Genomic DNA, 25,050 nt, shown 5'->3' on the forward strand with positions numbered 1-25,050 from the left:
GATTAAGGATCATAAATGCGATAAATAAGCGCCTTACAGTTGATCCCATTAACCTTGGTGAGCCATTATATTACAGATTTAAAGGACAAAGAAGATTAAGGGTAGGTGATTATCGCGTTATCTATTCCGTAAATATTATAAAATATGAAGTGGTTATCACAGAGATAGGACACAGAAAAGATATTTATAAGTAAGTACATCATATAAATATTAAATATATTTTTACTCCTTCCTGATTCATTTTCTACCTTAGGTGGCTTCGCTCAGCTCAAAAAAAAAGCTCATTCTTTTTGCTACCCCCTATTGTGCCTGCCATTTAACTACTGTGTAGAGATTGCTCTCAAACATAATGTTCGTACGTTAGTATATCCTTCCTGTGACACCAATTGATATAATTCTACCACAAATTCAATTTTTTAGGAGGCATATATGAATCTCAATATTTTTCAAAGAAAAAAAAGCGCAGTATTTACTAAATATTCTGCTTTGCAGCTAATAATGGAGCCAAGTTGGAGTAAGCGTGATTATGTAAGTTTTGCTGAGGAAGGTTACATAAAAAATGTTATTGCCTTTCGAGCAATTAATATGATTGCAAGTGCTGCATCTTCGGTACCTTTTACTCTCTGCCAGCTTACTGAACAGGGAAAATCGCAATTAAAAGCCCATCCATTACTGAAATTACTTTATTCTCCTAATCCAATGACATCAAAATCGGAATTTATTGAGGGGATTGTAACTTATCGGTTAGTTAACGGCAATTCTTATATATTGATGGTTGAGTCACAGAATAGTAGAAAACCACCAACAGAGCTTTATCTTCTGCGCCCCGATAGGGTTGAAATTGTTCCAGGGAGAAATAACGTTCCTTATATCTATCGTTATACCATAAATAACAACAGTTATGACTTTAAAGTTGATAAACTAACTGGATGTTCAGCAGTGTTGCACTTAAAGACCTTTAATCCTTTGAATGATTGGTATGGGTTATCACCAATTGAGGCAGCTGCATATAGCATAGATCAACATAATCAGGCGGGTGCTTGGAATCAAGCGATGTTGCAAAATGGGGCAAGACCAAGTGGTGCAATAGTTGTAAAATCAGCAAAAGATGGAAGTGGTGGAAGTTTAAGTCAAGAGCAGTACCAACGCTTAAAAGCGCAGATAAATGATCATTATTCAGGTTCTATAAACGCTGGAAGACCGATATTGCTTGAAGGAGGCTTGGAGTGGAAAGAAATGAGCTTATCGCCAAGGGATATGGATTTTATTGAGTCCAAACACAGCTCAGCTCGTGATATTGCGCTAGCTTTTGGCGTTCCACCGCAATTGCTTGGCATACCGGGTGATAACACTTATAGCAATTTAGTCGAAGCACGCTTATCCCTCTGGGAGCAGACGGTTTTACCAACGCTAGAAAATATTATCTGTCACCTGAATTCTTGGCTGACACCAAGATTTGGTGAAGATCTGTGCTTGTCGTATGACAAAGATGCAATAGAAATTCTCATGGAAAAAAGACAAAAGTTGTGGAAATACGTAGAAAACGCAAGCTTCATGACGCTCAACGAAAAGAGAGAAGCATTTGGCTTGCCACCACTGCCAGGTGGTGATGAGTTAGGTTAAGTTTGTATCCGTTCAGATGAGTTTATTGTCCCCTAAACCGTACACCTAAGTAAATTAACTATTTTTCTTGCCAACCAGAGCGATGAAGATTTGGTCTACATCAAAACTCATCTTAGGACGCCAAATAGGGCCATCCAAATGCATATCGATATAGATTGGATTACTATAATTTGGTGGTATGAAAAAGAACCTGAATATAGAAGCTAAAGCGAAGTTAGATAAGGTTAAATTAGAAGAGATCGATCCTGATGCTTGATCAATCCCGAACTGTAAACTAGTTGAACATATACCACTCTTAATACTTGCTTTTCCGCTAATATTTTCAAAAAATGTCTTGCCATTATATATATCAACATAAGCAAGTGTGGAAATTTCAGATTTATTCTTACTGCTTAACAAATTAGTGATAAATGAATTGAAATCTACATTAGTAACTTCTATTCCTTGCGCTTGTAAGTTTACATCTCCTGATAAGTTACTAGCCCAATCATGAAAACTTTTTCCTTGAGTTTTGATTTCACCATTTAAGCTTACCTGACCATTTACATTGTCAATTCCTATAACCTTACCAATCTTTTTAGTGTCCAAATTTACAATAGAAAATCTTGTATTTATTGAGTCTGATCTTAAATAACCCTGAAAAAACACTTGCCCGCGTTCTAATACGTAACTTGCCTGCCTGATAGTGATAGTGTTGTTTCTCATTACCGCATCCAAATTAAAATCTTTTAAAACATTCTGCTCGGTTTTAAATTCTGCAGTATTGATTTGCACATTTGCATCAAAGCCTTCTTTATCATCCAAAAAATCAAGCTGCTTTGTTGACCATTGAATTTGATCTATCTCATTTCTTGAATTTCTTTTCGTCTCTACTAAATTTGGTAATGTAATAATTTTTCCATTAAATTTACTGCCCGTAAGGTTAACATCTAATAAAGGTTTGGCGTATTTTTGATCTGCTAATATTTTTGCATTACCGGTAATATCGAAATCTTCTCCAGATAGTTTTATTTTATCTGCAACTAGCTTACCTTTTTCCATTTTCAGCAAAAAATCCAAATTTTTAATTTTCGTATCATTCAATGTAAGGTTATTAACACGGGCCTTTATATTTGTATCATACTGAAAATTTTTCAGCCATTGCATTTTAGGTAAACTGCTAAATAATGAATGATCATATTTATCTGCATCAAGATTATGCATGCTAAATTCACCATCGATCACACTGCGTTTTTTTGTGTGGCTTACTCTAATTGATCCTTGCAAGGATTCCTTATTATTTAGCAGTCTAATGTCTGAGATAGATAATATTCTTGGTGCAAGGTGCAGTTTAGAACTTAGTGTAAATTGATTTTTCTGGTTTTCTTTCATCTTTATAGAAGGGAAAAAACATGAAATGAATGACTCAAAATCATTTCCTTCGACTAATAAATCACCGTTGAATTCAGATAGGACATTATTGTTTGAGATCTCTCCTGATAAGTAAGATATATTATTGATTCCAGGAAATTTAAGAAGCGTATTAACTTTTACTTTGCCATCAGTGGATTTTAGTACAGCACGGAAATTGTCCAATATTTTGTTTTGATATTGAATGTTAGAAGCTTCCATATTAAAATTTAAGCTCAAGTTCTTTGGCACAACTGCTCTAAAACATTCCAGAAGATCCTTCATATTCATTGTTCTTTGTGAATCATTTTGTATGGAATCTAAATCAACTTTACTGAAGCTAATATTGAAATTAGTGTGATTGCCTTTTCTATCATTTTGTATTGTACCGCTGGCTTGCATGCTTTTGGAATCAATTTTTAAGTCAGTTGCCGTAAACTCACTTTCATTAAGACTTATATTGGATGATATCTTGATATTTTCGCTAGGAATAACACAAGAGAGAAAGCTAAGATTAATGATTTTTGCTAAATCACTCACAGAACCGGAACTGTTATTAATTGTTAATGTTAAATTACCCTGGAGTTCTTCTTGATTTCTATTACCTGTAAATAGCAAATTTACAAAATTTGATTCAACACTAATGTGTACATTCCTTTTTGTGATATTAACCTTTCCTGAAAAATCGTAATTATTATCACCTACCTTTACTTTACCAAAAAAAAAAAACTGCTTATTTTTTTTTACAGCAACTTCCTTTATGTTAACAATATCAGCGAAATCATTCTTGAAACTTACTTGGCTGTCTTTTATTACTATATCGACTGTGTTACCACTGGCGTTTGTATTTATAATATTAAGTAAATTTTCTTTGTTGCTTTTCATGCCAAACAATGTGATTGACTTTGGTTGCAACGAAAATAAAAACAACGATAGGAATGATGGCCTTATTTCAATTTTTCTTACACTAATTAAATCTGACAACTTTTGCTCTTTATTTTCGTTGTATTGTACGTATACATTATAAATAGTGAGCTTTGGGGTAATCAACGAAACTTTAATTTTTCCCCCAATATGCACTTTAGCATCATACGTCTTCTCTAACTCTTTTATGATATATTTCCTGTAGCCACTCCAATCCTTAAAAGTTGCAGCAACATGCATGAGAATTAATAGCAGTGAGATTGATAATATAGCATATAAAGAAAGTCTCATAATTTACACATGCTTAAAGTTTCCCTTAAATATTAAATAGAGAATACCAAAATAAACAATAACACTCAAAGCTATTAAAGTCGTTAAATAAACAATACGAGCCAACATTTTATCAAAAAATAATCCTGCCAACAAAGAATTAAAAATATAAAGGGCTATTGACATGACTGCCGTTGCTACAAAAATTTTCATGACATTTAACAATAACGCTTGGCTAACCTTATACATTTTATTTATTGTTAAATAACTAATTAATAGAATAGAGTTTATCCAAGTGGAAACGGAAGTAGCAATAGCAATCCCCGTATGCTGATACTCGTTCATTAACAAAAGGTTTAGCACTACATTAATTCCAAGACACATTAGCGAAAATATGGTTGGTATTTTCAGATTGCCTTTAGCAAAAAATGTAGGTAGCAATACTTTATTTATAATAAATGCAGGTAAAGAAAGAGAAAATGCTATTAAAGTGGGAACAGTTTGCTGCACTGCATAATGATCAAACCGGCCGTAAGAAAAAAGCGTAAGTAAAATTATGTCGGGAATAATGATAAAGGCAGCAGTTGTTGGCATAATTAACATTAATCCTATGTTGAGAGCCTTGTTCTGTATTTTGACTATATTTTCAGTATTATCCACCTGTTTTGAAATTAAAGGAAGAAGCACTGTACCAATTGCAGTACCGATTATTCCCTGCGGTAGTTGATTTAGTCTATCGGCATAATATATATAGGACACCGCATTTGGTATAAAACTCGCCATGATTGTATCAATCCATAAGCTTATTTGAGTTACACAATTGTTGATAATTGCAGGTATCACACGCTTAAAAAATAACCTTACTTCATTGATTAATTCAAGGCTAAAAGAAAAAGCTGCCTTTAACTTGTATGCACTAAATAGTATCAAAAGTAGCTGGAAAATTCCTCCTATAAGGACAGCTATAGAAAGGTTGTGCGCTGGAGTTTTTACGTAAGGCACAAACAAACTGATGATTAAACAGAGATTCAAAACGATTGGTGCAATAGCTGTTGAAGCAAAATGCTGCTTTACTTGCAGCATTCCACCAATAAGTGATGCAATTGAAACAAAGATTATGTAGGGCATCATAATTCTTGATAAAGTAACAGTAAGGGTAAACTTACTTTGGTCAAATCCAGGAGCAAAAATTTGAATCATATAAGGGGAGAAAGTTTGCATGATAAGGCAAAAAATTACTAAGATAATAAACGTAATGGATATTACACTACTTGCAAAATTAAATGCCTTTTTATTATCATATGATTCTGTCGAATATAATGGTATGAATGAGGTAGTGAACGCTCCTTCTGCAAAAAATGCTCGAAATAGATTGGCAAAACGAAACGAAGAAAAAAATATGTCTGCAAGAGAGTTCGCACCAATAACCGTAGCAATCAATACATCTCTTATTAACCCTGAGATCCTTGAAATAGCCGTAAAAAAACTAAATGTGAAAATACTTTTAAACATACCACTACTTCATTAGTGTCAATACAATTAACTATAATGGTAAAAGTATCAATGAAAATATTTATTGGCTAAACTTAAAACCCTCTGCAAAAGGAGAGTTAAATAATCAATTGACTATTTGCGCTCTTATGTTAGAAATTTTATATCTTGGCGGGCGTAGCTCAGTTGGTAGAGCGTCAGTTTGTGGTACTGAATGTCGCCAGTTCGATCCTGGTCGCTCGCCCCACTAAAACCCGATAATTTGAAAAACCGTCATCCCGCTGCTTGTTAGCGGGATCTAGAGATACCGTGACGGTATGACGTGAGTTAGCTATACATTGGCCACTGATGATTGAAATAGTTAATTACTGTAAAATTTGACATTAACCGCTAATAGTTAGAATATTAGTAGAGTAAGAATTACTCAAGAAGGCATGCATAAATATGATGTAGTAGTAGTAGGTGGTGGTCATGCAGGGTGCGAAGCTGCTGCTGCTGCAGCTCGCCTTGGTGCAAACACGCTGCTTATAACTCATAAAATTTCAACTATAGGGGAAATGTCCTGCAATCCAGCAATCGGAGGAGTTGCAAAGGGCGTTGTAGTCAGGGAAGTTGACGCTCTTGATGGAATAATGGGAAGAGCAATCGATCAAGCAAGTATACACTCAGTCATTTTAAATAGCAGCAGAGGTGCAGCAGTATGGGGCCCGCGTGCACAGGCAGACCGAAAATTATACAAGCAAGCAATACAGGAAATTATTCTAAATTATAATAATTTGACGGTAAAAGAAGAGTCGGTTGACGATTTTCTTATAGAGAGTAATAACAATGGAGAATTGTGCATTAAAGCTGTAATAACAAGCTCAGGGGAGCATATACTGACAAGTAAAGTCGTTCTAACTACAGGGACTTTTCTGCGGGGTGTGATTCATATAGGAGAGCAGGTAACTCCTTCAGGGAGAATGGGAGATAAGCCTGCAGTAGAACTTGCAAATACGTTGAAGAAATATAATTTTAAATTAGGTAGATTGCGTACTGGAACTCCACCGAGGCTTGATCGTGGCACTATAAACTGGTCAATATTGCAAGAACAAGTGGGTGATAATCCACCTGTGCCGTTTTCTTATCTCACAGAAAAAATTAACCAACCTCAGGTATCATGCTTTATTACCCATACTAATGAAAACACGCATAAAATAATTAGAGAGAATCTGCACAGGTCAGCTTCTTCGTATTTGGATGATATTATAGCACCAAGATACTGCCCATCAATTGAAGTTAAAGTTAATAAATTTGCAGAAAAAAGTAGTCATCAAATATTTCTAGAGCCAGAAGGCCTGGATGATGATACTGTATACCCGAACGGAATTTCAAATTCATTGCCTATTGAAGTGCAGCGTGAAATGATAAAGAGTATCAAAGGACTTGAAAACGCAGAAATACTAAGGCCTGGATATGCAGTTGAGTATGACTATATTGACCCACGAGAGCTGTTTCATACTCTTGAAACTAAGAAAATTAAAGGCCTATATTTTGCTGGCCAAATTAATGGCACCACTGGATATGAAGAAGCAGCAGGGCAAGGAATTATTGCCGGGATCAATGCAGCACTTTCTGCATCTGAAAAAAAAGAAAGCTTTGTTCTTCATCGCACAGACTCATATATCGGCGTAATGATAGATGATCTAGTCATCAAAGGGGTGATCGAACCTTATAGATTATTTACCTCGCGTGCAGAATATAGGCTAGCTATCAGGTCAGACAATGCAGATAGAAGATTAACACAAAAAGGTTATGATATTTCCCTTGTTTCGCATGAGAGATACTCTGTTTTACAGAATAAACTTGAATCCATTAAGCAGCTTGAAGAGAAGTTAGGGAGTCTGACGATTACTCCTGAGCAGCTTAGGTCTTATGGTATCAAAATATCTTATGATGGGATAAGAAAAACGGCACTAGATTTACTTAGCTATCCAAACATCGACTGGAATAAATTACAAGAAATATGGCCGGAGTTAAGCAGCGTCACGCGCTGGAATGGCAAAATGGGACACACCAAAGCGGATAATAGAGCTAAGAATGAAATATGCGAAGCGGTTGAAATTGAAGCAAAATATAAACCCTACCTAATAAGACAAGAAGCAGATATGAAGTTTTTACGAGAGGAAATTAACACTCAAATTCCAATCAACTTCAACTATTCACAAGTTAAAGGCTTGTCAAGTGAGGTAATAGAAAAGCTACAAACAATAAAACCAGCGACGATTGGCATTGCAAAGCAAATACAAGGCATCACTCCCGCAGCGATAGTGAGCATATTAGTGTATTTGAGAAACAGGAAAACGAAAGTAGCTGCTAGTTTTGCGTGAGGCATTCCATGTCAAAAATCAAAGAATTTCGTTCTTTTATGCACGAAATAAACGTTGATGCATTTGTGTTACATACTAAAGACGAATATTTAAATGAGTATTCAGAGGAGCTAACAAAGCTGTGTGGCTTCACAGGAACAAATGGGCTGCTTATTGTCACAAAAAACAACAAGTGCCAATTTTTTACAGATGGACGCTATATCACACAAGCTCACAATCAGCTCGATCAGGGCAATTTTCAAGTATATAATATACAAGAAGAGGATCCACGCGAATGGATAAAAGCAAACTTAACATCGACTGCCTCACTAGGTTATTATTTGCAATATTTTACCATGGAAGATATAAGAAAGTATGAGAATATCTGTAAATTAATACCCTGTTTAGCTGGAAAAAAAAGTGACTATCGAAAACAAGCAGTGGTTTTACATTCTATTAAATATGCTGGTGAAAGTAGTAAGGACAAATGTGAAAAAGTCGCTAAAAGTATAGATAAAGAAGCTGAAGCAGTGCTTTTAACTGATCCAAATTCAATTTCATGGTTATTAAATTTAAGAAACGAAAATGCTAAATATACTCCATGTATATTGGGTCGTGCTATATTGTATAAAAGCGGTAATGTTGATTTGTTTATTCAAGATAAAGAACATTCAACTATAGAAGCAAATTTAGGCAATCATATAAATATTTTTGATATCAGTGAGCTAGAAAATTCGCTGGACAAGCTAAATTCAATAGTTATAGATCCAAACACAACTCCAATGAGTATCATGGCTGTAATAAAAGATAAACAGGTAGCTGAAAGAGAGGATCCTTGTTTAATTTATAAAGCAGTAAAAAATCAAACTGAAATAGCTGGGGCTATAAATGCGCACATCAGAGATGGAGTGGCAGTTACAAATTTTCTACATTGGCTTGAAAGTAATGTTGGTACAGAGCTTGAAGCTGAAGAAAGGATTTTAGAATACAGAAAAGAGCAGAATTTGTTTAAACAATTGAGCTTTCCAACAATTTCTGCATTTAATGAGAATGGGGCAATAATTCACTATCGTGCAAGCAGTAAGACGAATAAAGTAATTCAGAAAGATGGACTGTATTTGATTGACTCTGGTGGCCAGTACCTTGACGGCACAACTGATGTGACAAGAACTGTAGTAGTTGGTAATCCGACCAATGAGCAAATAACCCACTATACAATAGTACTCAAAGCTCACATTGCTATAGCAAGTGTCGTCTTTCCCCCCGGCACTACTGGTGGAGAATTGGATATATTGGCACGTACGCATTTATGGAAATTTGGAATGGACTATATGCATGGTACAGGGCATGGAGTAGGAAGTTACCTATCAGTACACGAAGGACCACAAGCAATATCAAAAAGTAATAAAGTGAAACTCACGCCAGGGATGATACTTTCCAACGAACCTGGCTATTACATTCCGGGAGAGTATGGAATAAGGATTGAAAATCTGATGTATGTCAACAGACAAGAAAACGGCTTCTTAAACTTTAAACAACTGACCTCTATTCCATATGATAGAAGACTAATAAATGTGCAAATGCTTACTAAGGATGAAATTGAATGGATAAATGGCTACCATCAATTTGTCTATAAAAACTTAGAAAATAGCGTCAAAGATAAGGAGTGGTTAAAGAAAGTATGTGACCCTTTATAAGCAAAGGAGCATTTTTTATTATTTAAAAAGTATTAATGCAATTGTGATGAGTATTTTGTATTGTTTTTAATTTAAAAACAATATATAATAAAGAATCGATATTTTCAAGTAGGTGTAATTATGACAGGTAAAGTGCAAGAAGATGAATTTATGAAGCAGTATATGGATACTTGCAAAGAGCAAATAGAAAAATTAGTCAAGGATCCTGAATTGCTTAATCAGACTTTAAAACCATTTATGCAAATGTCTCAGCAGCTTATGGCTGGCGGTATGTTAGAAGGCGCTATGCCTAACATGATACCTGATTTGGACAGCATGGATGCTAACAAGATGATTGCTCAGATGAAGGAAATGATTGACTACATAAGAGGTAACTATAAGGAACTAATGAAAGAGCGCAGCTCGCAAATTCAAGAGCTTGATGAATCCAGTAAGAAGCTAAGAGGTTTAGTTAAAAAATTGATAGAAAAGATCGAAAGTAAGTAAATAACATCTGGATTTCTGTCATTCTATATACAACTTTCTAGTTGGACGGTAAGTCGAGGTCAATTGTTGATGTCATGCAAGTAGTGTAGCTACTTGCATAGCATTTATACCAGTTTTCGTAAATAAATAAGGTACGTTGCTTAAGGCTGCAGTTATAGTGAGGTATTTTTTCTAGTTTGTTTTCTTATTTCTGAGGTTTATAGCTAAGGTTTTCCCTACGTCATACCGCGATTCATTCGCGGTATCTCAGCCGCTAACGAGTAGCGGAATGACGGTTTTTCAAATCGTCGATGAACCTAAGTCACTTTATCTGTAGTATCGGGAACGTAATTGCACATTGGTTTTACAAATTTGAAAATTAGTGTTAAATAAAAATATAAACGCAAAAGGAAAAGAAATGATTGAACTTAAAGGCCCAGAAATTTGTGCAGGCGGAAATAAGAAAAATTTGATTATTTTTTTACATGGTTGGGGCTCAAGTGGCGATAATTTCATTCACCTTGCTAAAGTTATGAGCAAGTTTTTACTGGGTTCATATTTTACAGTACCCAATGCTCCGTTTGAAAGAGAAATAGGTGATGGTTATCAGTGGTTCAGCTTGGAAGATCGTAGTGAGGAAGCGCTATATAATGGAGTAAAAAATGCTACATCAATTGTAAATCATTTCATTGATACAAAATTAAAGGAGCTTAATTTAAAAGATACGCAACTTTCTTTAGTTGGATTTTCTCAAGGAGCAATGCTTGCAATACATACAGCTCTCACCCGCTCTCAATCCTGTGCATCAGTTGTTGCATACTCTGGTAGGTTTCTTTCACCTTCAAAAACTGCACCAGAGATCAAATCAAAACCTAACATATGTGTTATCCATGGTGATGCTGACGACGTGGTACCTTTTTCGTCCCTCGACTTAGCGGTTAAAGCTCTGAAAGAAAATGGAGTAAATGTTGAAGGACACCCAATTCATGCATTAGGGCATATTATTAATGAAGAGGGAATAAAATTAGGAGTAGAATTTATCAAGAAGAATTTTAAAAATTAATTTTCATGCACTTGTTTTGCTTTGGTTATGGATATGTAGCTAAATTTTTATCGAAAAAATTACTGAACTTAGGTTGGAAAGTCAGTGGCACATCAAGAAGTAAAAATATACAAGATGTAATCCTCTTTAATTATGAGAAAGTTAGTCAAGATCTGCTTAAAAGCGCAACGCACGTTTTAATTTCTATTCCTCCAGATGGCGATGATGTTGTGGAGAGATACGGTGATTGCCTGCAAAATGTAAAATGGTTCGGTTATTTGTCTGCAACTAGCGTCTATGGTGATCACTCTGGTAATTGGGTGAATGAGGAATCTGAAACAAAACCTATAGAAATCAGAGGAGAAAAGCGCCTTAGATCTGAAAAGAGGTGGCTGAATAGCAGATTGCCTGTACATATTTTTCGTTTAGCTGGAATATACGGTCCTGGTAGGAACGTGTTAATTGACTTGCAGCTTGGCAAAGCAAGGAATGTGAAAAAAGAAGGGCATTTTTTTTCTCGTATTCACGTTGAAGATATATCAAATATTTTATTTTCTTCCATGCAAAACATAAAACCTGGTGAAATATACAATTGTGCAGACGATTTACCCACTACACAATCTGAAGTGGTAATATATGCGACCAAACTTCTCAATGTTAGCCCTCCAGAACCAATTGAGTTACCAGATTATGCACAGAGTTTTTATTTAGGATCAAAGAGAGTAAGTAATGTTAAAATTAAAAAAGATCTTAATGTCTCTCTAATTTATCCTAACTACAAGGTGGGATTAGAGAGTTTGCACGTAAACAAAACTGAAATCACATCAGAATGATAGATAGGCTTATTGTCACTGCCATTAAGTTAAGGAAAGAATGGTTAAAAACTGAACTAAAAAGTCAGAAATAATTAAGGATTTATGACAAATGCTGAAACAGAATAGAGTAAACTTTAAAGCAGATAAACTCTGAAGTGTAAATTACTTAAGAAATAGTGACCTTACCCAGAAAAAGTGGAGAGAAAGAAAAGAGTTTTTTTGGGTAAAATAAAATTTTGGAGGATTAGAAATGGTAAGAGAATATACAGCAGAATTCAAATTGGAAGCTGTTAAACTGGCAAATGAACAAAGAAAGGCAGGTCAAACAATTACAAAAACAGCAAAGGATTTAGGAATAAAGGGTGGTTTATTAGGAAAATGGATAAAGAAACACAACGAAAAAAAGTCGGCAGCAGATGCATTTCCAGGTAGAGGTAACATGGCTCCTTACGACAAAGAGAGGTTTGATTTACAAAGCAAGAGTAACAAGGGAAAGAGACATTTAAAAAAAAGCCCTGGCCAGTCAAAAAGAGTAAAATATTTTTTTATATAGTAACTGCTATAAAGTACAGGAATTATGTAGGATTTTCTGCTAGTGGCTACTATAAGTGGACCACAAGAAAAATAAGCAGTAGAGAATCAGCAAATAAAGAGCTACTCGAAGCTATTCAAAAAATATATCAAGTTTCTAAATGTAGATATGGAGCTCCTAAAATTCATGCTGAATTGAAGGCTTTGGGTAAAAGTTGCAATTTGAAAACGGTGCAAAGTATTATGCAGAAAAATGACATCAGGGCTATACTGAGAAGAAAGTTTAAAATTAAAAAACAACAAACAGATAATAGAGCTGTAGCTCCCAATATACTAGATCAAAACTTTATTGTTGATCAACCAAATAAAGTATGGGATTACTTACATCAAAACCAAGGAGGGATGGCTATATTTGGCAGCAATAATTCTCACGTATGGTAGTTAATGAGTAGTGCAATAAATAAACAATTGGTTATGAACTCTTTATTAATGGCCATTAATAGGCGTAAACCTGTTAAAAATCTACTGCTGCACAGTGACCAAGGTTCACAATATACTGCGCAAGGGTATCAATATCTCTTAGCTGTAAAGAATATAGATGAGTAATAAAGGCTGTTGTTACGACAATTCTGTTGCAGAAAGCTTCTTTAGCTCATTGAAAAGAGAAATACTTATTGATACTTCACAACACTCTGCTCAACAAACTAGAACTGCAATATTTGAATACATAGAAATTTTTTATAACAAACAACGTCACTATTAACTATTGCATTCCAGAACAATTTGATGCATCATTCTTTTTGTAAAAAACATTCCACACTTTCTCTCCACTTTTTCTGGGTAAGGTCATATGTGTACACCCCCATCATGAATGCTATTTTCGGTAAAATCTCTTACAACGCTCAAAAGCAGAAAAACAAAAACTTGATTTTCTCAGCTAAATAGTGGACCATCAAAAGCACGCATAAATATCTACAATGAAAGAAAAAACTTTCACAATCATCGATGGCTATGGTTTTCTTTTCAGAGCTTACTATGTACTACCTCACTTAATTACCACAACAGGAATGCCAATAGGTGGTGTATATGGCTTTCTGAATATGGTTCTTAAGTACATTGCCCATTCGGACTACTTAACTATAGCACTTGATGCAGGGAAAAAGAATTTTAGGCACAATTTATATCCTGAGTACAAAGCGAACAGAGTAACGCCTCCTGAGGATCTAACTCCACAGTTCACCATACTGAGGGAAGCGGTAGAAGCTTTTAACCTCAGCTATGAAGAGATTGAAGGTTATGAAGCAGATGATATAATTGCAACACTAGCTGCAAAATACGCCAACCACCAAGACTTTAAAGTGGTAGTCGTTTCATCAGATAAAGATTTATTTCAACTCTTGAACCACAATATTTTAATATTCGACCCCATTAAAAATATATATATAGATGAAAAACAAGTAATAGAAAAATTTGGCGTAAACTCACACAAGCTTCTTGATTTATTTTCTCTAACTGGTGATGCATCTGACAACATTCCAGGCGTTCCGGGAATAGGTCCGAAGACTGCAGCTAAATTACTAGATGAATTTGATTCATTGAATAATATTATAGAGAACATTGATAACATCGAGCAAACGAGGATTCGTAATATTCTTGCTGAACATAAGGAAAAAGCGCTAATTTCAAGAGAACTTTTATCACTATGCGAAAAAGTAGACCTTCAACATGATATTGCAAAATGTGAAGTTCGCCCTCCAAATATGGAAAAACTATTATCCTTTTTAAAGAAGTATGAATTCAATTCCTTGATAGGGAAAGTGGAAAAGCTTTTTTCCTATAGTGGGTCTAGCACAGAAGAAAAAATAGAGTATAGTAGTGAAGAGTTAGAGAAATTTTTAGAGCATTGTAGATATGAAGGCAAAATTGCAATTCATTACCACCTTGAAAACGATGTATTAAGTCTATCTTATAGCGAAAGTAATATTTTTTATATAGAGCAAGACAGCATACAAGATGCACTCATTATAATTAACTTAACTTTGCTCTCAAATGGAGTGCTTAAAATAATACATAACATTAAAGAGATCAGGAAAATCTTCCCTGCAATAGAGAAGATGTTAGATTCAGTTGATGATTTGATGATAATGTCGTATAGCTTGGATACAGGAAAGCATGATCACAGTATTCCAAACATAGTTGCGCATAATTTGAGTGAAAATGCAGAAATTTTCTCGGCAAAAACTTTAATAGCAATTCATGAAAAGCTAAAGCAAAGGTTATTTCAGGAAAAATTGCTCACAATTTACGAGCGCTTCGATAAGCCACTTATGAAAGTAATATTTGATATGGAGAAAAATGGGATATTACTGAACATACAAAAATTACAGGAGCTGTCCGATAAATTTCAGCAGGTAATTGCCGTGCTTGAAGATGAGATATATAATTTGGCAGGAGAAAGATTTAATATTGCTTCGCCAAAACAATTAAGTGATGTTTTATTCAACAAAATGGGGCTTAATAAAAAGAAAAAGTCAAAAAAATCTGGATCGTATAGCACCAATTATGAAGTTCTAGAGGCACTCGAAGAAGAAGGGGTAGAAATCGCAAGTAAAATCTTAAATTGGCGACATTTAAGTAAATTAAAAGGCACCTACACTGATGCATTAATAAAGCAAGTTGATCCACTTGATGGTAGAATACACACAAGCTTTTCAACGACTGCAACTGCAACTGGAAGGCTGAGCTCCAGCAATCCTAATTTACAGAATATTCCTATCAGAAGCGAAGAGGGAAATCTTATCAGACAAGCATTTATTGCGCCAAAAGGGCATAAGATAATTTCTGCTGACTATTCGCAAATAGAATTAAGACTCCTGGCACACGTTGCAAACGTTGCAGCATTTAAAGAAGCTTTTGCAAACGGACAAGATATTCATGAGATCACCGCAAGGCAAGTTTTTGGAGTGCAAGAAATAGATGAGCAATTAAGACGCAAAGCAAAATCCATCAATTTTGGAATTATATATGGCATTAGCCCATTTGGTCTTGCAAAGCGGCTTGGAATTACCATTGCGGAAGCTGCTGAATACATTAATTACTATTTTTCCTGTTACCCAGAAATAAAGGCCTATATGGAAAAAGCAGTGTCTATCGCAAGATTGCATGGTTATGTAGAAACTTTGTTTGGCAGGAGATGCTTTGTAAGAGACATAAACAATACAATTCCTTATATAAGACAATTTGCAGAAAGGGCAGCAATAAACGCACCACTGCAAGGAACCGCTGCTGATATAATAAAACGTGCGACAATTCAGCTTTTTGACCAATTGAAAGTAGGTAAAATAATCCTCCAGGTTCACGATGAACTACTGGTTGAAGTAGAAGACGAAAAGGTGCAAGAAACAGCAAAACTTATAAAAGATATAATGGAAAATGCAATAGAAATTTCTATACCACTTGAAGTAGAAATAAAAATTGGCGACAACTGGGGTCTAAATTCCCTTAATTATGACTTAAACATCGTGAATTCTAGGAGTATAGATTATTTGAATTAATATGAAAAATATACTACAATTGAAGTATAGTAAATGTGAGTAACTCAGTTATGACAAAAATATTAACTCCACAAACAAAGAATTTGGAACCTTCAAATCAGGTAACTAACAAAGATGAGAAAATTTTTGAAAAAGAGGAACATCAGGTAATCTATGATTACTTTGTAAAAGTATTAGAAGGTAAAGCCGAATTAAAGGAGAACAAAGAAATAACTGATTATTTTATATCAGCTTATAAGGACATACTACTTAATAATGTCAATCCAAAAGATATAAAACCACTCAGTGAAGAGAATTTTTCTCAGTTTTTACTTTCTATGTTTAAAGAAATTAGAGAGCAAGGCTTAGCTAGAGAAGAGAAATTAAATAATGATAAAATACAACAAATAATAACCAAGTGTGTAGCTGATATACGTGGTACAGAAGCTAAAGATTCATCCATAAAGTTTGTATTGGAAATGCTGCTGCTGCTAATTGGAGGGATCAAAATAGACCCGAAAAATATTTCTGGCTCCTTTATGGATGGGATGAAAGAAAAAATACCATTCTTAGGTAAAGACAAGAAAGAAGAGGATGAACCACCACTCAGTGATGAAGAGATGGTAACAACGTTCTTAAGCAAGATCTTTTTTCCTGTCCTTCTTTCCACTATTCCAATGTTAATTTTTGGTCCTACTACACTCGGAGTAGTTCTTACTGCTATCGGCACAATATTTGCCATAAAAGGAGGAGTGGAGGTTCTTTTTTCAAATAACAAAAAAGGTACTTTGTATGACCCTAGCTCACAAGATAAAGATGATACAGAAAAGAGAGCAAAACTGAATGGAAAAATTCTCGAGGGCATTGATGATATTTTAAAAACCCCAGTTACAGAAGTTGAGAAAGGCACCTCTGTTTCTGAACAAATTTCCCAAGGAAAAGAAAAGAGTGAACAACAGCCTGTTCCTGAGCAAATTTCCCAGGTAGGAAACGAAAAAAGTGAGCAGCACGATCAATCTTGGACAGGAAAGGAAAACAAACGAAGGGAAAAACCACAGAGCAGCAAAGGTAAGACTACTCAGGTTTGCTAAAAGTGAATTGTGTAAGAGATCTGCTATTATTCTATAGCACATACAACAGGAGTATGGTCAGACGGATTTTCTAGCTTACGCAATCTATCATCTATGTAGCATGTTTCCAATTTATCTACAGCTTGTGGTGATAACAGCATATAATCTATTCGCATTCCTTGATTATTTCTGAGTGAATTGCCTTGATAATGCCACCAAGTGAATTGTTGCAAATTTGGGTGAGATATTCTAAACGCATCTTTAAACCCAAGATTCAAGATCGCTCTTAACTTCTCACGTTCTCTTATATGAAAGCACACTTGGCCATTCAATAAGTTTGAATCAAAAACATCAATTTCATCCGGTGCAATATTATAATCGCCAGCTATAATAGTTAACTCTTCATTCTTCAACAAAGTGCTCATCCTTTCATATAGGTTATCAAAAAACTTGAGTTTATATTCAAATGCGTGAGAGTCCGGGCTTTGACCGTTTGGCACGTATACACTTCCTACCCTTATCTTACTATTGGTATACTTTATCACGCACTCTATATAACGTGCTTCTTGATGACTTTCCACAATGTCAATTTTAAACTTCTCCAGTATCGGATATTTAGATAAAACACAAACGCCATTTCTTGCAACTTGTCCATAGATAGCATATTCATATCCTAACTTTTCTATCTCCGCATAAGGAAATTGCTCTTCCGTACATTTTATCTCTTGCAGCAAAACTATATCTATCTGACTATCAACTATAAAACTACAAAGTTGGTTAACTCTTTTACGTATGGAGTTTACATTCCAAGTTGCAATCTTTAGCATCAGCAATCCTTATTAATTATATCAATTAAACTCTCCCCAGTAGGCAACCTCGATGTTATAATTTTTTTCCACTTGATTAACTTTAAACTATCAGCAATGTTTTTACTCATGGTATATGCAACTGTATTATTCATCACATGAGATAGCCCACTTTTTAGAACTAATGAACAAAATACCCTTGCTGTCTGTGAGGAAAAAAAAGCAACACTACCAATTTTACCATCCAACAGTAAATTTTTACACCTATTAGTTAGACTCCTTTTAATGATTGTTTTATAGAGTACAACTTCTCTTACGTTAAAATCTTCTTCAGATAATCTCTTTTTTAGGTCACATGATACTTCTTGTCCTCTTATATATAAGAACTTTATTGCACTTGAATAGTGAGCTTTTATGAATGATATCAGACCATCAACGTTGCTGTCTGCTGAGATTATATCAGAAAATCCCAAATTTTTTGCAGCCTGCATGGTTGAATTACCAACTGTAATAATCGGAAAGTCATCCACTTTGCATATTTGACTAAAAGCCTTTACACTGTTTTTACTTGTGGATATTACAACGTCAAATTCGTGTGCAGATATATCAGGATTTAAGTACTTTATTGTGAATACTGGTTCTATATAAACTTTGTATCCATACTTTCTCAATATATTTCTTGTATTGAACGAATCCAATAAAGGCCTCGTTAATAAAATAGACTTCATTCTGATTTATTTCACTACTAGTAAAATAGTACCCTTTATACACAAATTACTGAATAAAAACTTTTATTTTGATAGCTTGAGCAATTATTCAAGTAATTTATGTGGAAGTAGGAGTACTAAGCGCTCCTACCCCAATAAGCCCACAATTTCTGCTTACACTTTTTTGACGCTAATTACATCGAACTCTTTTGAATGGCTTCCTTCAGTGGAATTATATAGCTAATATTCCTGTATAAGTTAAATAAGTTAATACTTAAGCTTGTACTCTTGCAGTATTTGAAGAGAGATTCTCAAGGACGTTTTTTGTCTGTGGTTCACTAATCATAGTTTGAACGATATTAGCTGCCATAATAACACAGCCTAGAATAAAAAAAGGCGTAGAAACAAAATAAATAACAGAAGACTCAAAAAGCGACATAGATGCAATACCTCCTATTAGAAATGAAGCACTGGATGCTATATCAAGATAGATCTTTGTTAACTTTTTTTGTCCTGGAGTGTTTTTTATGCCAGATTTCTTATTAAGATTCTGTTGTCGGGAATGATCATTTAGTGACCATATATTTAAAGCAAACGAAAGTGCACTGAATATAGTGCCGGCAATACTAAAATACAGACTTAAGACAGGAATATTCAAGACCAATGCCGCTATGTATCCAATGAAAGAGATAGTAGATAGTGTAGTAACTAAGCGTTTCGAGTAAGTTCGTACCTTCTTTCTGTAGGCTAACTTATCTTTTTCACCATACATAGCATAAATATTACCTAATATGTTATATTATAACATTAATTAATTCAATAAGCAATATGGAAGCTAAGAGTGCCCGAGAGAAGACTTGAACTTCCACAACTTAAAAAGTTACTAGCACCTGAAGCTAGCGCGTCTACCAATTCCGCCACCCGGGCTTTTTATAGTTTACTATGTTAAAGTTAAATAATATACTTAAACAATTTTTAGTTCAAAGGTAATGCCAAATCTAGATCAAATATTTTTTGCTCAAAACAATGTTAATATTAATAACGTATATAAAATAGTCAATAACGCTTTGAGCAATAGCGATGGTGGTGAGCTGTTTCTAGAATTTTGCCAGTCGGAGTCCCTGGTTTTTGAGGATAACATATTAAAACACATGGACTTGAATACTAGAAGGGGATTTGGTTTAAGGTCTTTTTGTGAAGATAGTACATCTTTCGTTTGTTCTTCTGAGATCAGCGAAAAAGAAATTAGTAATGCTGCTTCTATGGTAAAAAGCTCAGTGTCTTTAAACAAGACAAATTCAATAAATTTAAACGAAGAGACAAAAAGCCTATATTCGAGGATTAACCCTATAAATGAAATGGATCTGAATTCAAAGATTAAGCTACTCAATGAGGTTAATGAGTATGTAAGGTCCAAAAATAACTGCGTGAAGCAAGTAAAAATAACTCTAAGTGGAGAATGGCAAGTTGTACAAATAATAAAGGGTGATCACAGATTAAGCGATATCAGGCCTCTGGTACGTTTTAATGTGCTAGTCATTGTAGAAAAAGATGGCCGTACCGAAAGAGGTTCTGCAGGGCATGGTGGAAGGGACTCTTATAGTAAGTTTATTTCTGAGAAAAAGTGGAAAGAAGTTGCAAACCAAGCGTTAGAACAAGCACTGGTAAATCTTGAAGCAATTCCAACTCCAGCCGGAGAAATGACAGTCGTTTTAGGTCCAGGCTGGCCAGGAATATTGTTACACGAAGCCGTGGGTCATGGACTTGAGGGCGACTTCAATCGCAAAAAAGTCTCAGCATTTTCAAATTCTGTGGGTAAACAAGTAGCAGCTAGTGACATCACAGTAGTTGATGACGGAACTCTGCCCAATTTGCGCGGCTCTATCAGCGTAGACGATGAAGGCACTCCACCCAGTTATAATATATTGATAGAGGATGGGATCCTAAAAGGATACATGCAGGATCATATGAACGCTAAACTCATGGGTGTAAGCCCAACTGGTAATGGTAGAAGAGAAAGTTATAAAGAAGTTATTATGCCGCGCATGACAAACACCTATATGTTGCCCGGAAAGTATACACCGAAGGAAATAATATCTAGCGTAAAGAAAGGTCTATATGCAGTAAATTTCGGTGGTGGGCAGGTTGATATAACGTCAGGAAAATTTGTTTTTTCATCTTCGGAAGCTTACCTAATAGAAAATGGCAAAATTACACAGCCAGTAAAAGGAGCAACACTAATTGGTGACGGTCCAACAGTGTTGAAAAAAGTATCTATGGTTGGTAATGACTTAAAGTTAGATCCTGGTGTTGGCACATGCTCGAAAGATGGACAAAATGTGCCCGTTGGAGTTGGTCAGCCGACACTCAAAGTCGACGCAATAACTGTTGGTGGAACTGAGATATAGATAAGGGCTAAAACGGATTCCAGCGCACGGCGCACAGCTGTACAAACATTATGATTTGGAAGCAATTGCCACCAATAGGGTGTCATCCCAGTGTCTGGGCACTGCCTTTGTGTTTGAGGCAAAACTGGCTATAACATTTAACACACTGCTTTCGCAAATAAATGTTCGTACAGTTATGTGTCAGCTACTTGGATGACACTTTTGTACTTGATGCAAGATTATATCTTGAAAAAATTAAGTTTTAATGCTATAAAATAATTGTAAATTTTGTCTCCGTGGTAGCTTTATGAATGTTGAAAGTAAAAAAATACACGATGCTAAAATAAAATTACCAATATTTCTTGATTATCAATCTACTACTAAAGTAGATCCCCGTGTTTTAGAGGTGATGATACCTTACTTTGGTGAGTTCAGCAATGCACACTCTCGCAGCCATTCATTTGGTTGGACTGCTGAAGAAGCAGTGGAAAAAGCAAGGAAACACATCGCTGATCTGGTGAACGCAGATAGCAAAGAAATTATCTTTACCTCAGGTGCAACTGAGTCAAATAATACGGCAATCAAGGGCGTTGCTCACTTTTATAAAAATAAAGGAAATCATATAATCACTGTCTGCACGGAGCATAAGTGTGTTCTGGATTCTTGTCGGCATCTGGAAAATGAAGGCTTTAAAGTTACATATTTGCCTGTTAAGCAAAACGGAATTATAGATTTATCAAAGCTTGAGGAAGCAATTACTGATAAAACAATTTTGATTTCAGTAATGATGGTAAATAATGAAATCGGAGTAATTCAGCCTGTAAAGGAGATTGGTAAAATATGCAGAAAGCATAATATATTTTTCCATACAGATGCAGCTCAAAGCTTTGGAAAAGTTCCAATTGATGTTAATGAGATGTGCATTGATCTTATGAGTCTCTCTAGCCACAAAATTTATGGACCTATGGGAATAGGCGCATTATATGTACGTAGAAAGAATCCTCGTGTTAGGCTGATACCACTAATTAGTGGTGGTGGACAGGAAAGAGGCATGCGTTCTGGAACAGTTCCAACACCTCTTGCAGTTGGTTTTGGTGAAGCGGCACGTATTGCTAGAGAAGAAATGAAAAAAGAAACAACTAGAGTGGAAGAATTAAGGGATATTTTGTATAACAAGATAAAAGAAGCGTTTCCTGATATCGTTTTAAATGGTGATTATGAAAATAGAATTCCTGGCAACCTAAACTTGAGCTTTCCCTATGTTGAGGGTGAGTCTCTCATCATGGCAATCAAGGATTTAGCAGTAAGTTCTGGTTCTGCGTGCACGTCTGCGTCTCTTGAGCCTTCCTATGTAGTACGGTCGCTAAATAATGGCCATGACCTTGAGCATTCATCAATTAGATTTGGCCTAGGCCGATTTACAACTAGAGAAGAAGTTTTGTATGCAGCAGATCTTGTTGCTAAAAATGTTGGCCGACTGAGAGAAATGAGCCCACTTTGGGAGATGGTACAAGAAGGAGTAGATTTGAACACCGTGAAATGGGACTCTCATTAAATGTATCCGTTCCAACTGCAAATGCACTTTGAAATTACTCTGTACCGTTCACACTTAATTCTTCAATCTCACTAATAGAAAGGCCAGTAAATTTGACAATAGTGTTGACATCAACATTGTTAGCCAGCATTGCTTTTGCGACTTCGATTTTTCCTTCAATTTTCCCTTCCTCTTTACCGATTTTGATGCCTCTTTCTTCGCCAATTTGGATGCCTTTTTCAGTAGCAAGGTCAAGTCTGTATTCAAGAATGGCTTCTTCTTTCCGTAGATCCATTATTCTTTCTTCATAAGCTACTAAATCTTTTTCATTCCAGCTAAACCTGTCTAATTCATCGTAGGCTAACTTTATTATTGGTGCTTTTTCTGCTATTTTCCTTAAGTCTTCTTCCGTAGTTTCATCTGCATATTTGAAGAAAAATAACCAACGATCCACTATGCTTTCTAGCTGTTCTTCCTTATTCTTAGGAAATTTAGGTAGTTCAATAAATACAAATTGAAAATCTTTTAAGTCATGCTCATTGGTTTTCTCATCTCTTATAGTGTGGCTGGATATATAATCAAGCTTATCAGGAAATAAATTACAATTAGAGATAGCAATAAAGAAAACCTTCTTTAAATCAATGTACTTACCAGATTTATCAGCTTGCCTTGAGTAAGCCTTAGCAGCATATAGTTGAGCTCGTTTTTCGAAGCCTTTATCGCGAGTGAGCTGGTTAGGTAAGGAAGTAGTATTGCTACTACTCCCTCCCTTAGAAACGCAGCATGCAGGTTTCCCCACACTACGCTTGAGCCCCTTATCTAAGTCCTTCTTTTCTCGAACCGGCTTGTCCTTCATGATTCCTCAGAAAACATCATTCTTAATGGTGACACCAACAGTAGAGAACCTTCTCTTGAGAAAGAGCTTGCTAACATTTTTGTTTGTTTCACTCTTTCATCAAAATACTTTTTCCATTTTAAGTCAAGTGGATTTGCATCCGCCCTGATTTTAACATGTCGTCTGATAGGTATATCAATCAACCTAAGCAGTCTTAAATACCTTATCTCTTTCGGTTTGTTCTTGCATATGGGTGCAGCAAAGACCCATTGGCGTTGTTTCATTACCTTGAAGTAACGATTCTTTATCCAACGTAATCCTTTACGAGGATGTCTTTTCTTTGCCCATTTCCATAGAGCACACATAATTTCATGGTCTATTTTGTTAAAAGCTCTTTTCGCACACACATGGCTGTAGTAATTTCCCCATCCCCTTAATAGGGAATTGAGCAACTTGATTAGTACGGCCTGAGTGTTCGCTATGTTTGCCTTTATCAATGTACGTGCTTTATTAAGAAGTTTCTTAATACTTTCTTTTGAAGGTTTTATAATTAACTTCTTATTATACCTGCGTACATTACAACCAAGAAAGTCAAACCCTGTTGTAATAGATGTAATTTTTGTTTTCTCTTCGGAAAGGATAAGACCTCTCTCCTGAAGAAAGGACGATACTAGAGGTTTTACTTCATTTTCCAGTACTTCACGTGTGATTCCTGAAATGATAAAGTCATCTGCGTACCTGATTACATTTACTCCACTTCTGATTTTGCTTCTTCTTTTACTGCCAAGTTTACCAAATTGACTTTCCAATGATTTTTCAAGTCCATTTAGGGCTAGATTTGCTAGTATTGGAGAGATGATACTACCTTGTGGGGTACCTGCAGTTGTGGAATACAGAGTTTTGATTCTAGGAAGCCAGCTTTTAACCAGCTATGAAGAATTTTCTTCTCCATAGGAATATGCTTCATGAGCCATTCATGGTTAATGTTATCAAAACACCCTTTAATATCACCTTCGAGTATCCATTGTAGTTGGTTACGGCTTGCCAGTAACAAGTGACAAGCCACAGTAGCGTCTGCGCAGGATCTTTTTGGTCTAAAACCATAAGAGTGACGATCACTGATCGTTTCAGCTATCGGTTCCAAAGCAAACAAGTATAATGCTTGCATGGCTCTATCTTTTATCGTAGGGATTCCAAGAGGTCTTCTTTTGCCATTAGACTTACTGATGTATATCCGTTTTAGCGGAGAAGGTTTGTATCCTCTTTGTTTTAATAGCTTTATTCCTTGAAATTTTGTGTTGCAAGTTGACCATATTTGACGATCTACACCTGCTGTGTTTTTTCCTTGGTTTTCAGTTACTCTCTTAACCGCCAAAGCTTTGCCGCTAAAAGAGCGTGTGAGAAGGTGTTGTAAAGTTTTCACCTTACCCCATCTGCCTTGTTGGACAGCCTTAACAATACGCCTCTGTAGCCTCATAACAACTTTTTGGCATTTCTTCCAGGGTAACTGGTTCCATGCTTCGGAGTTATTGGTAGGTGCACTTACAGTTGTACTTGTAATCATCTGCTTTCCTACCTTAAGT

The 25,050-nt window shown here is 35.5% G+C and carries 20 protein-coding genes, 2 tRNA genes and 1 pseudogene; 14 read left to right on the forward strand and 9 right to left on the reverse strand.

The window, feature by feature from the left end:
• Positions 1–20: 20 nt before the first annotated feature.
• Both ACJZL3_RS06205 and ACJZL3_RS06210 read left to right on the forward strand, forming a co-directional pair.
• Positions 21–194: a type II toxin-antitoxin system RelE family toxin gene (locus ACJZL3_RS06205; RefSeq protein WP_231115917.1), complete on the forward strand. Its 174-nt coding sequence runs from the start codon at positions 21–23 to the stop codon at positions 192–194.
• Between the two features lie 235 nt (positions 195–429).
• Complete coding sequence (locus ACJZL3_RS06210) at positions 430–1,623, forward strand: phage portal protein (protein ID WP_419198740.1); 1,194 nt, start codon at positions 430–432, stop codon at positions 1,621–1,623.
• A 54-nt stretch (positions 1,624–1,677) separates the two neighbouring features.
• Here the strand turns inward: ACJZL3_RS06210 and ACJZL3_RS06215 are convergent, their stop codons facing one another.
• Together ACJZL3_RS06215 and murJ are read right to left on the reverse strand one after the other, a co-directional pair.
• Positions 1,678–4,227 carry an AsmA-like C-terminal region-containing protein gene (locus tag ACJZL3_RS06215; RefSeq protein ID WP_419198741.1) on the reverse strand — a complete coding sequence of 850 codons (2,550 nt, stop codon included), beginning with the start codon at positions 4,225–4,227 and terminating at the stop codon, positions 1,678–1,680.
• Between the two features lie 3 nt (positions 4,228–4,230).
• Entirely contained in the window at positions 4,231–5,718 is a 1,488-nt protein-coding gene (gene murJ, locus ACJZL3_RS06220) for a murein biosynthesis integral membrane protein MurJ (protein ID WP_419198742.1), read from the reverse strand.
• Between the two features lie 150 nt (positions 5,719–5,868).
• Here murJ and ACJZL3_RS06225 point away from each other — a divergent pair.
• The 9 genes and pseudogenes from ACJZL3_RS06225 to ACJZL3_RS06265 all read left to right on the forward strand — a co-directional run bounded on the left by ACJZL3_RS06225 (position 5,869) and on the right by ACJZL3_RS06265 (position 17,219).
• Positions 5,869–5,944: transfer RNA gene (locus tag ACJZL3_RS06225), tRNA-His, on the forward strand.
• A gap of 187 nt (positions 5,945–6,131) precedes the next feature.
• Positions 6,132–8,066, forward strand: coding sequence for a tRNA uridine-5-carboxymethylaminomethyl(34) synthesis enzyme MnmG (mnmG, locus tag ACJZL3_RS06230; RefSeq protein ID WP_010962983.1), 1,935 nt, complete (start codon positions 6,132–6,134; stop codon positions 8,064–8,066).
• A gap of 8 nt (positions 8,067–8,074) precedes the next feature.
• A complete protein-coding gene (locus ACJZL3_RS06235) occupies positions 8,075–9,742 on the forward strand; it encodes a M24 family metallopeptidase (RefSeq protein ID WP_419198743.1) in 1,668 nt (555 codons plus the stop codon).
• A gap of 120 nt (positions 9,743–9,862) precedes the next feature.
• The gene (locus tag ACJZL3_RS06240) at positions 9,863–10,228 is read left to right on the forward strand and encodes a hypothetical protein (RefSeq protein WP_419198744.1); all 366 of its coding nucleotides are present in this window, start codon (positions 9,863–9,865) and stop codon (positions 10,226–10,228) included.
• A 397-nt stretch (positions 10,229–10,625) separates the two neighbouring features.
• Positions 10,626–11,270: an alpha/beta hydrolase gene (locus ACJZL3_RS06245; RefSeq protein WP_010962980.1), complete on the forward strand. Its 645-nt coding sequence runs from the start codon at positions 10,626–10,628 to the stop codon at positions 11,268–11,270.
• A 5-nt stretch (positions 11,271–11,275) separates the two neighbouring features.
• On the forward strand, positions 11,276–12,082 hold the full coding sequence (locus ACJZL3_RS06250) for an SDR family oxidoreductase (RefSeq protein WP_010082068.1): 807 nt from the start codon (positions 11,276–11,278) through the stop codon (positions 12,080–12,082).
• A gap of 232 nt (positions 12,083–12,314) precedes the next feature.
• Positions 12,315–13,401 (forward strand): annotated as a pseudogene (locus ACJZL3_RS06255) (IS3 family transposase).
• A gap of 171 nt (positions 13,402–13,572) precedes the next feature.
• Entirely contained in the window at positions 13,573–16,149 is a 2,577-nt protein-coding gene (gene polA / locus ACJZL3_RS06260; protein WP_419198745.1) for a DNA polymerase I, read from the forward strand.
• A 50-nt stretch (positions 16,150–16,199) separates the two neighbouring features.
• A complete protein-coding gene (locus ACJZL3_RS06265) occupies positions 16,200–17,219 on the forward strand; it encodes a hypothetical protein (RefSeq protein ID WP_070356955.1) in 1,020 nt (339 codons plus the stop codon).
• Between the two features lie 26 nt (positions 17,220–17,245).
• On the opposite strand, the gene ACJZL3_RS06270 is transcribed toward ACJZL3_RS06265, so the two are convergent.
• The 4 genes from ACJZL3_RS06270 to ACJZL3_RS06285 form a co-directional block, all read right to left on the reverse strand.
• Complete coding sequence (locus ACJZL3_RS06270; RefSeq protein ID WP_010962977.1) at positions 17,246–18,025, reverse strand: exodeoxyribonuclease III; 780 nt, start codon at positions 18,023–18,025, stop codon at positions 17,246–17,248.
• Positions 18,025–18,732 (reverse strand): uroporphyrinogen-III synthase, encoded by a 708-nt coding sequence (locus ACJZL3_RS06275; protein ID WP_010962976.1) that lies wholly within the window; start codon positions 18,730–18,732, stop codon positions 18,025–18,027. The genes ACJZL3_RS06270 and ACJZL3_RS06275 overlap by 1 nt, the downstream gene beginning before the upstream one ends.
• Positions 18,733–18,985: 253 nt before the next feature.
• On the reverse strand, positions 18,986–19,483 hold the full coding sequence (locus tag ACJZL3_RS06280; RefSeq protein ID WP_010962975.1) for a hypothetical protein: 498 nt from the start codon (positions 19,481–19,483) through the stop codon (positions 18,986–18,988).
• Between the two features lie 70 nt (positions 19,484–19,553).
• Positions 19,554–19,638: transfer RNA gene (locus ACJZL3_RS06285), tRNA-Leu, on the reverse strand.
• Positions 19,639–19,700: 62 nt separating this feature from the next.
• On the opposite strand from ACJZL3_RS06285, the gene tldD reads away from it, so the two are divergent.
• The 3 genes from tldD (at position 19,701) to ACJZL3_RS06300 (ending at position 22,653) form a co-directional block, all read left to right on the forward strand.
• Positions 19,701–21,119, forward strand: a complete 1,419-nt coding sequence (gene tldD / locus ACJZL3_RS06290; RefSeq protein WP_010962974.1) for a metalloprotease TldD — start codon at positions 19,701–19,703, stop codon at positions 21,117–21,119.
• Positions 21,120–21,174: 55 nt separating this feature from the next.
• Positions 21,175–21,315 (forward strand): hypothetical protein, encoded by a 141-nt coding sequence (locus ACJZL3_RS06295; RefSeq protein ID WP_153296798.1) that lies wholly within the window; start codon positions 21,175–21,177, stop codon positions 21,313–21,315.
• 90 nt (positions 21,316–21,405) lie between these two features.
• Positions 21,406–22,653 carry an IscS subfamily cysteine desulfurase gene (locus ACJZL3_RS06300; RefSeq protein WP_010081919.1) on the forward strand — a complete coding sequence of 416 codons (1,248 nt, stop codon included), beginning with the start codon at positions 21,406–21,408 and terminating at the stop codon, positions 22,651–22,653.
• Positions 22,654–22,687: 34 nt separating this feature from the next.
• Here ACJZL3_RS06300 and ACJZL3_RS06305 read toward each other — a convergent pair whose 3' ends face one another.
• From ACJZL3_RS06305 to ACJZL3_RS06315, 3 genes are read right to left on the reverse strand one after another with little or no spacing between them, the layout of a single operon-like run.
• The gene (locus ACJZL3_RS06305; RefSeq protein ID WP_010962972.1) at positions 22,688–23,488 is read right to left on the reverse strand and encodes an Rpn family recombination-promoting nuclease/putative transposase; all 801 of its coding nucleotides are present in this window, start codon (positions 23,486–23,488) and stop codon (positions 22,688–22,690) included.
• Positions 23,485–24,396: a group II intron maturase-specific domain-containing protein gene (locus ACJZL3_RS06310; protein ID WP_419198970.1), complete on the reverse strand. Its 912-nt coding sequence runs from the start codon at positions 24,394–24,396 to the stop codon at positions 23,485–23,487. Before ACJZL3_RS06310 ends, ACJZL3_RS06305 begins: the two co-directional genes overlap by 4 nt.
• Entirely contained in the window at positions 24,309–25,031 is a 723-nt protein-coding gene (locus ACJZL3_RS06315; RefSeq protein ID WP_419198720.1) for a reverse transcriptase N-terminal domain-containing protein, read from the reverse strand. The genes ACJZL3_RS06310 and ACJZL3_RS06315 overlap by 88 nt, the downstream gene beginning before the upstream one ends.
• Between the last annotated feature and the right edge of the window lie 19 nt (positions 25,032–25,050).

The sequence above is a fragment of the Wolbachia endosymbiont of Rhagoletis cingulata genome (assembly GCF_048537655.1).
GTDB lineage: Bacteria > Pseudomonadota > Alphaproteobacteria > Rickettsiales > Anaplasmataceae > Wolbachia > Wolbachia pipientis.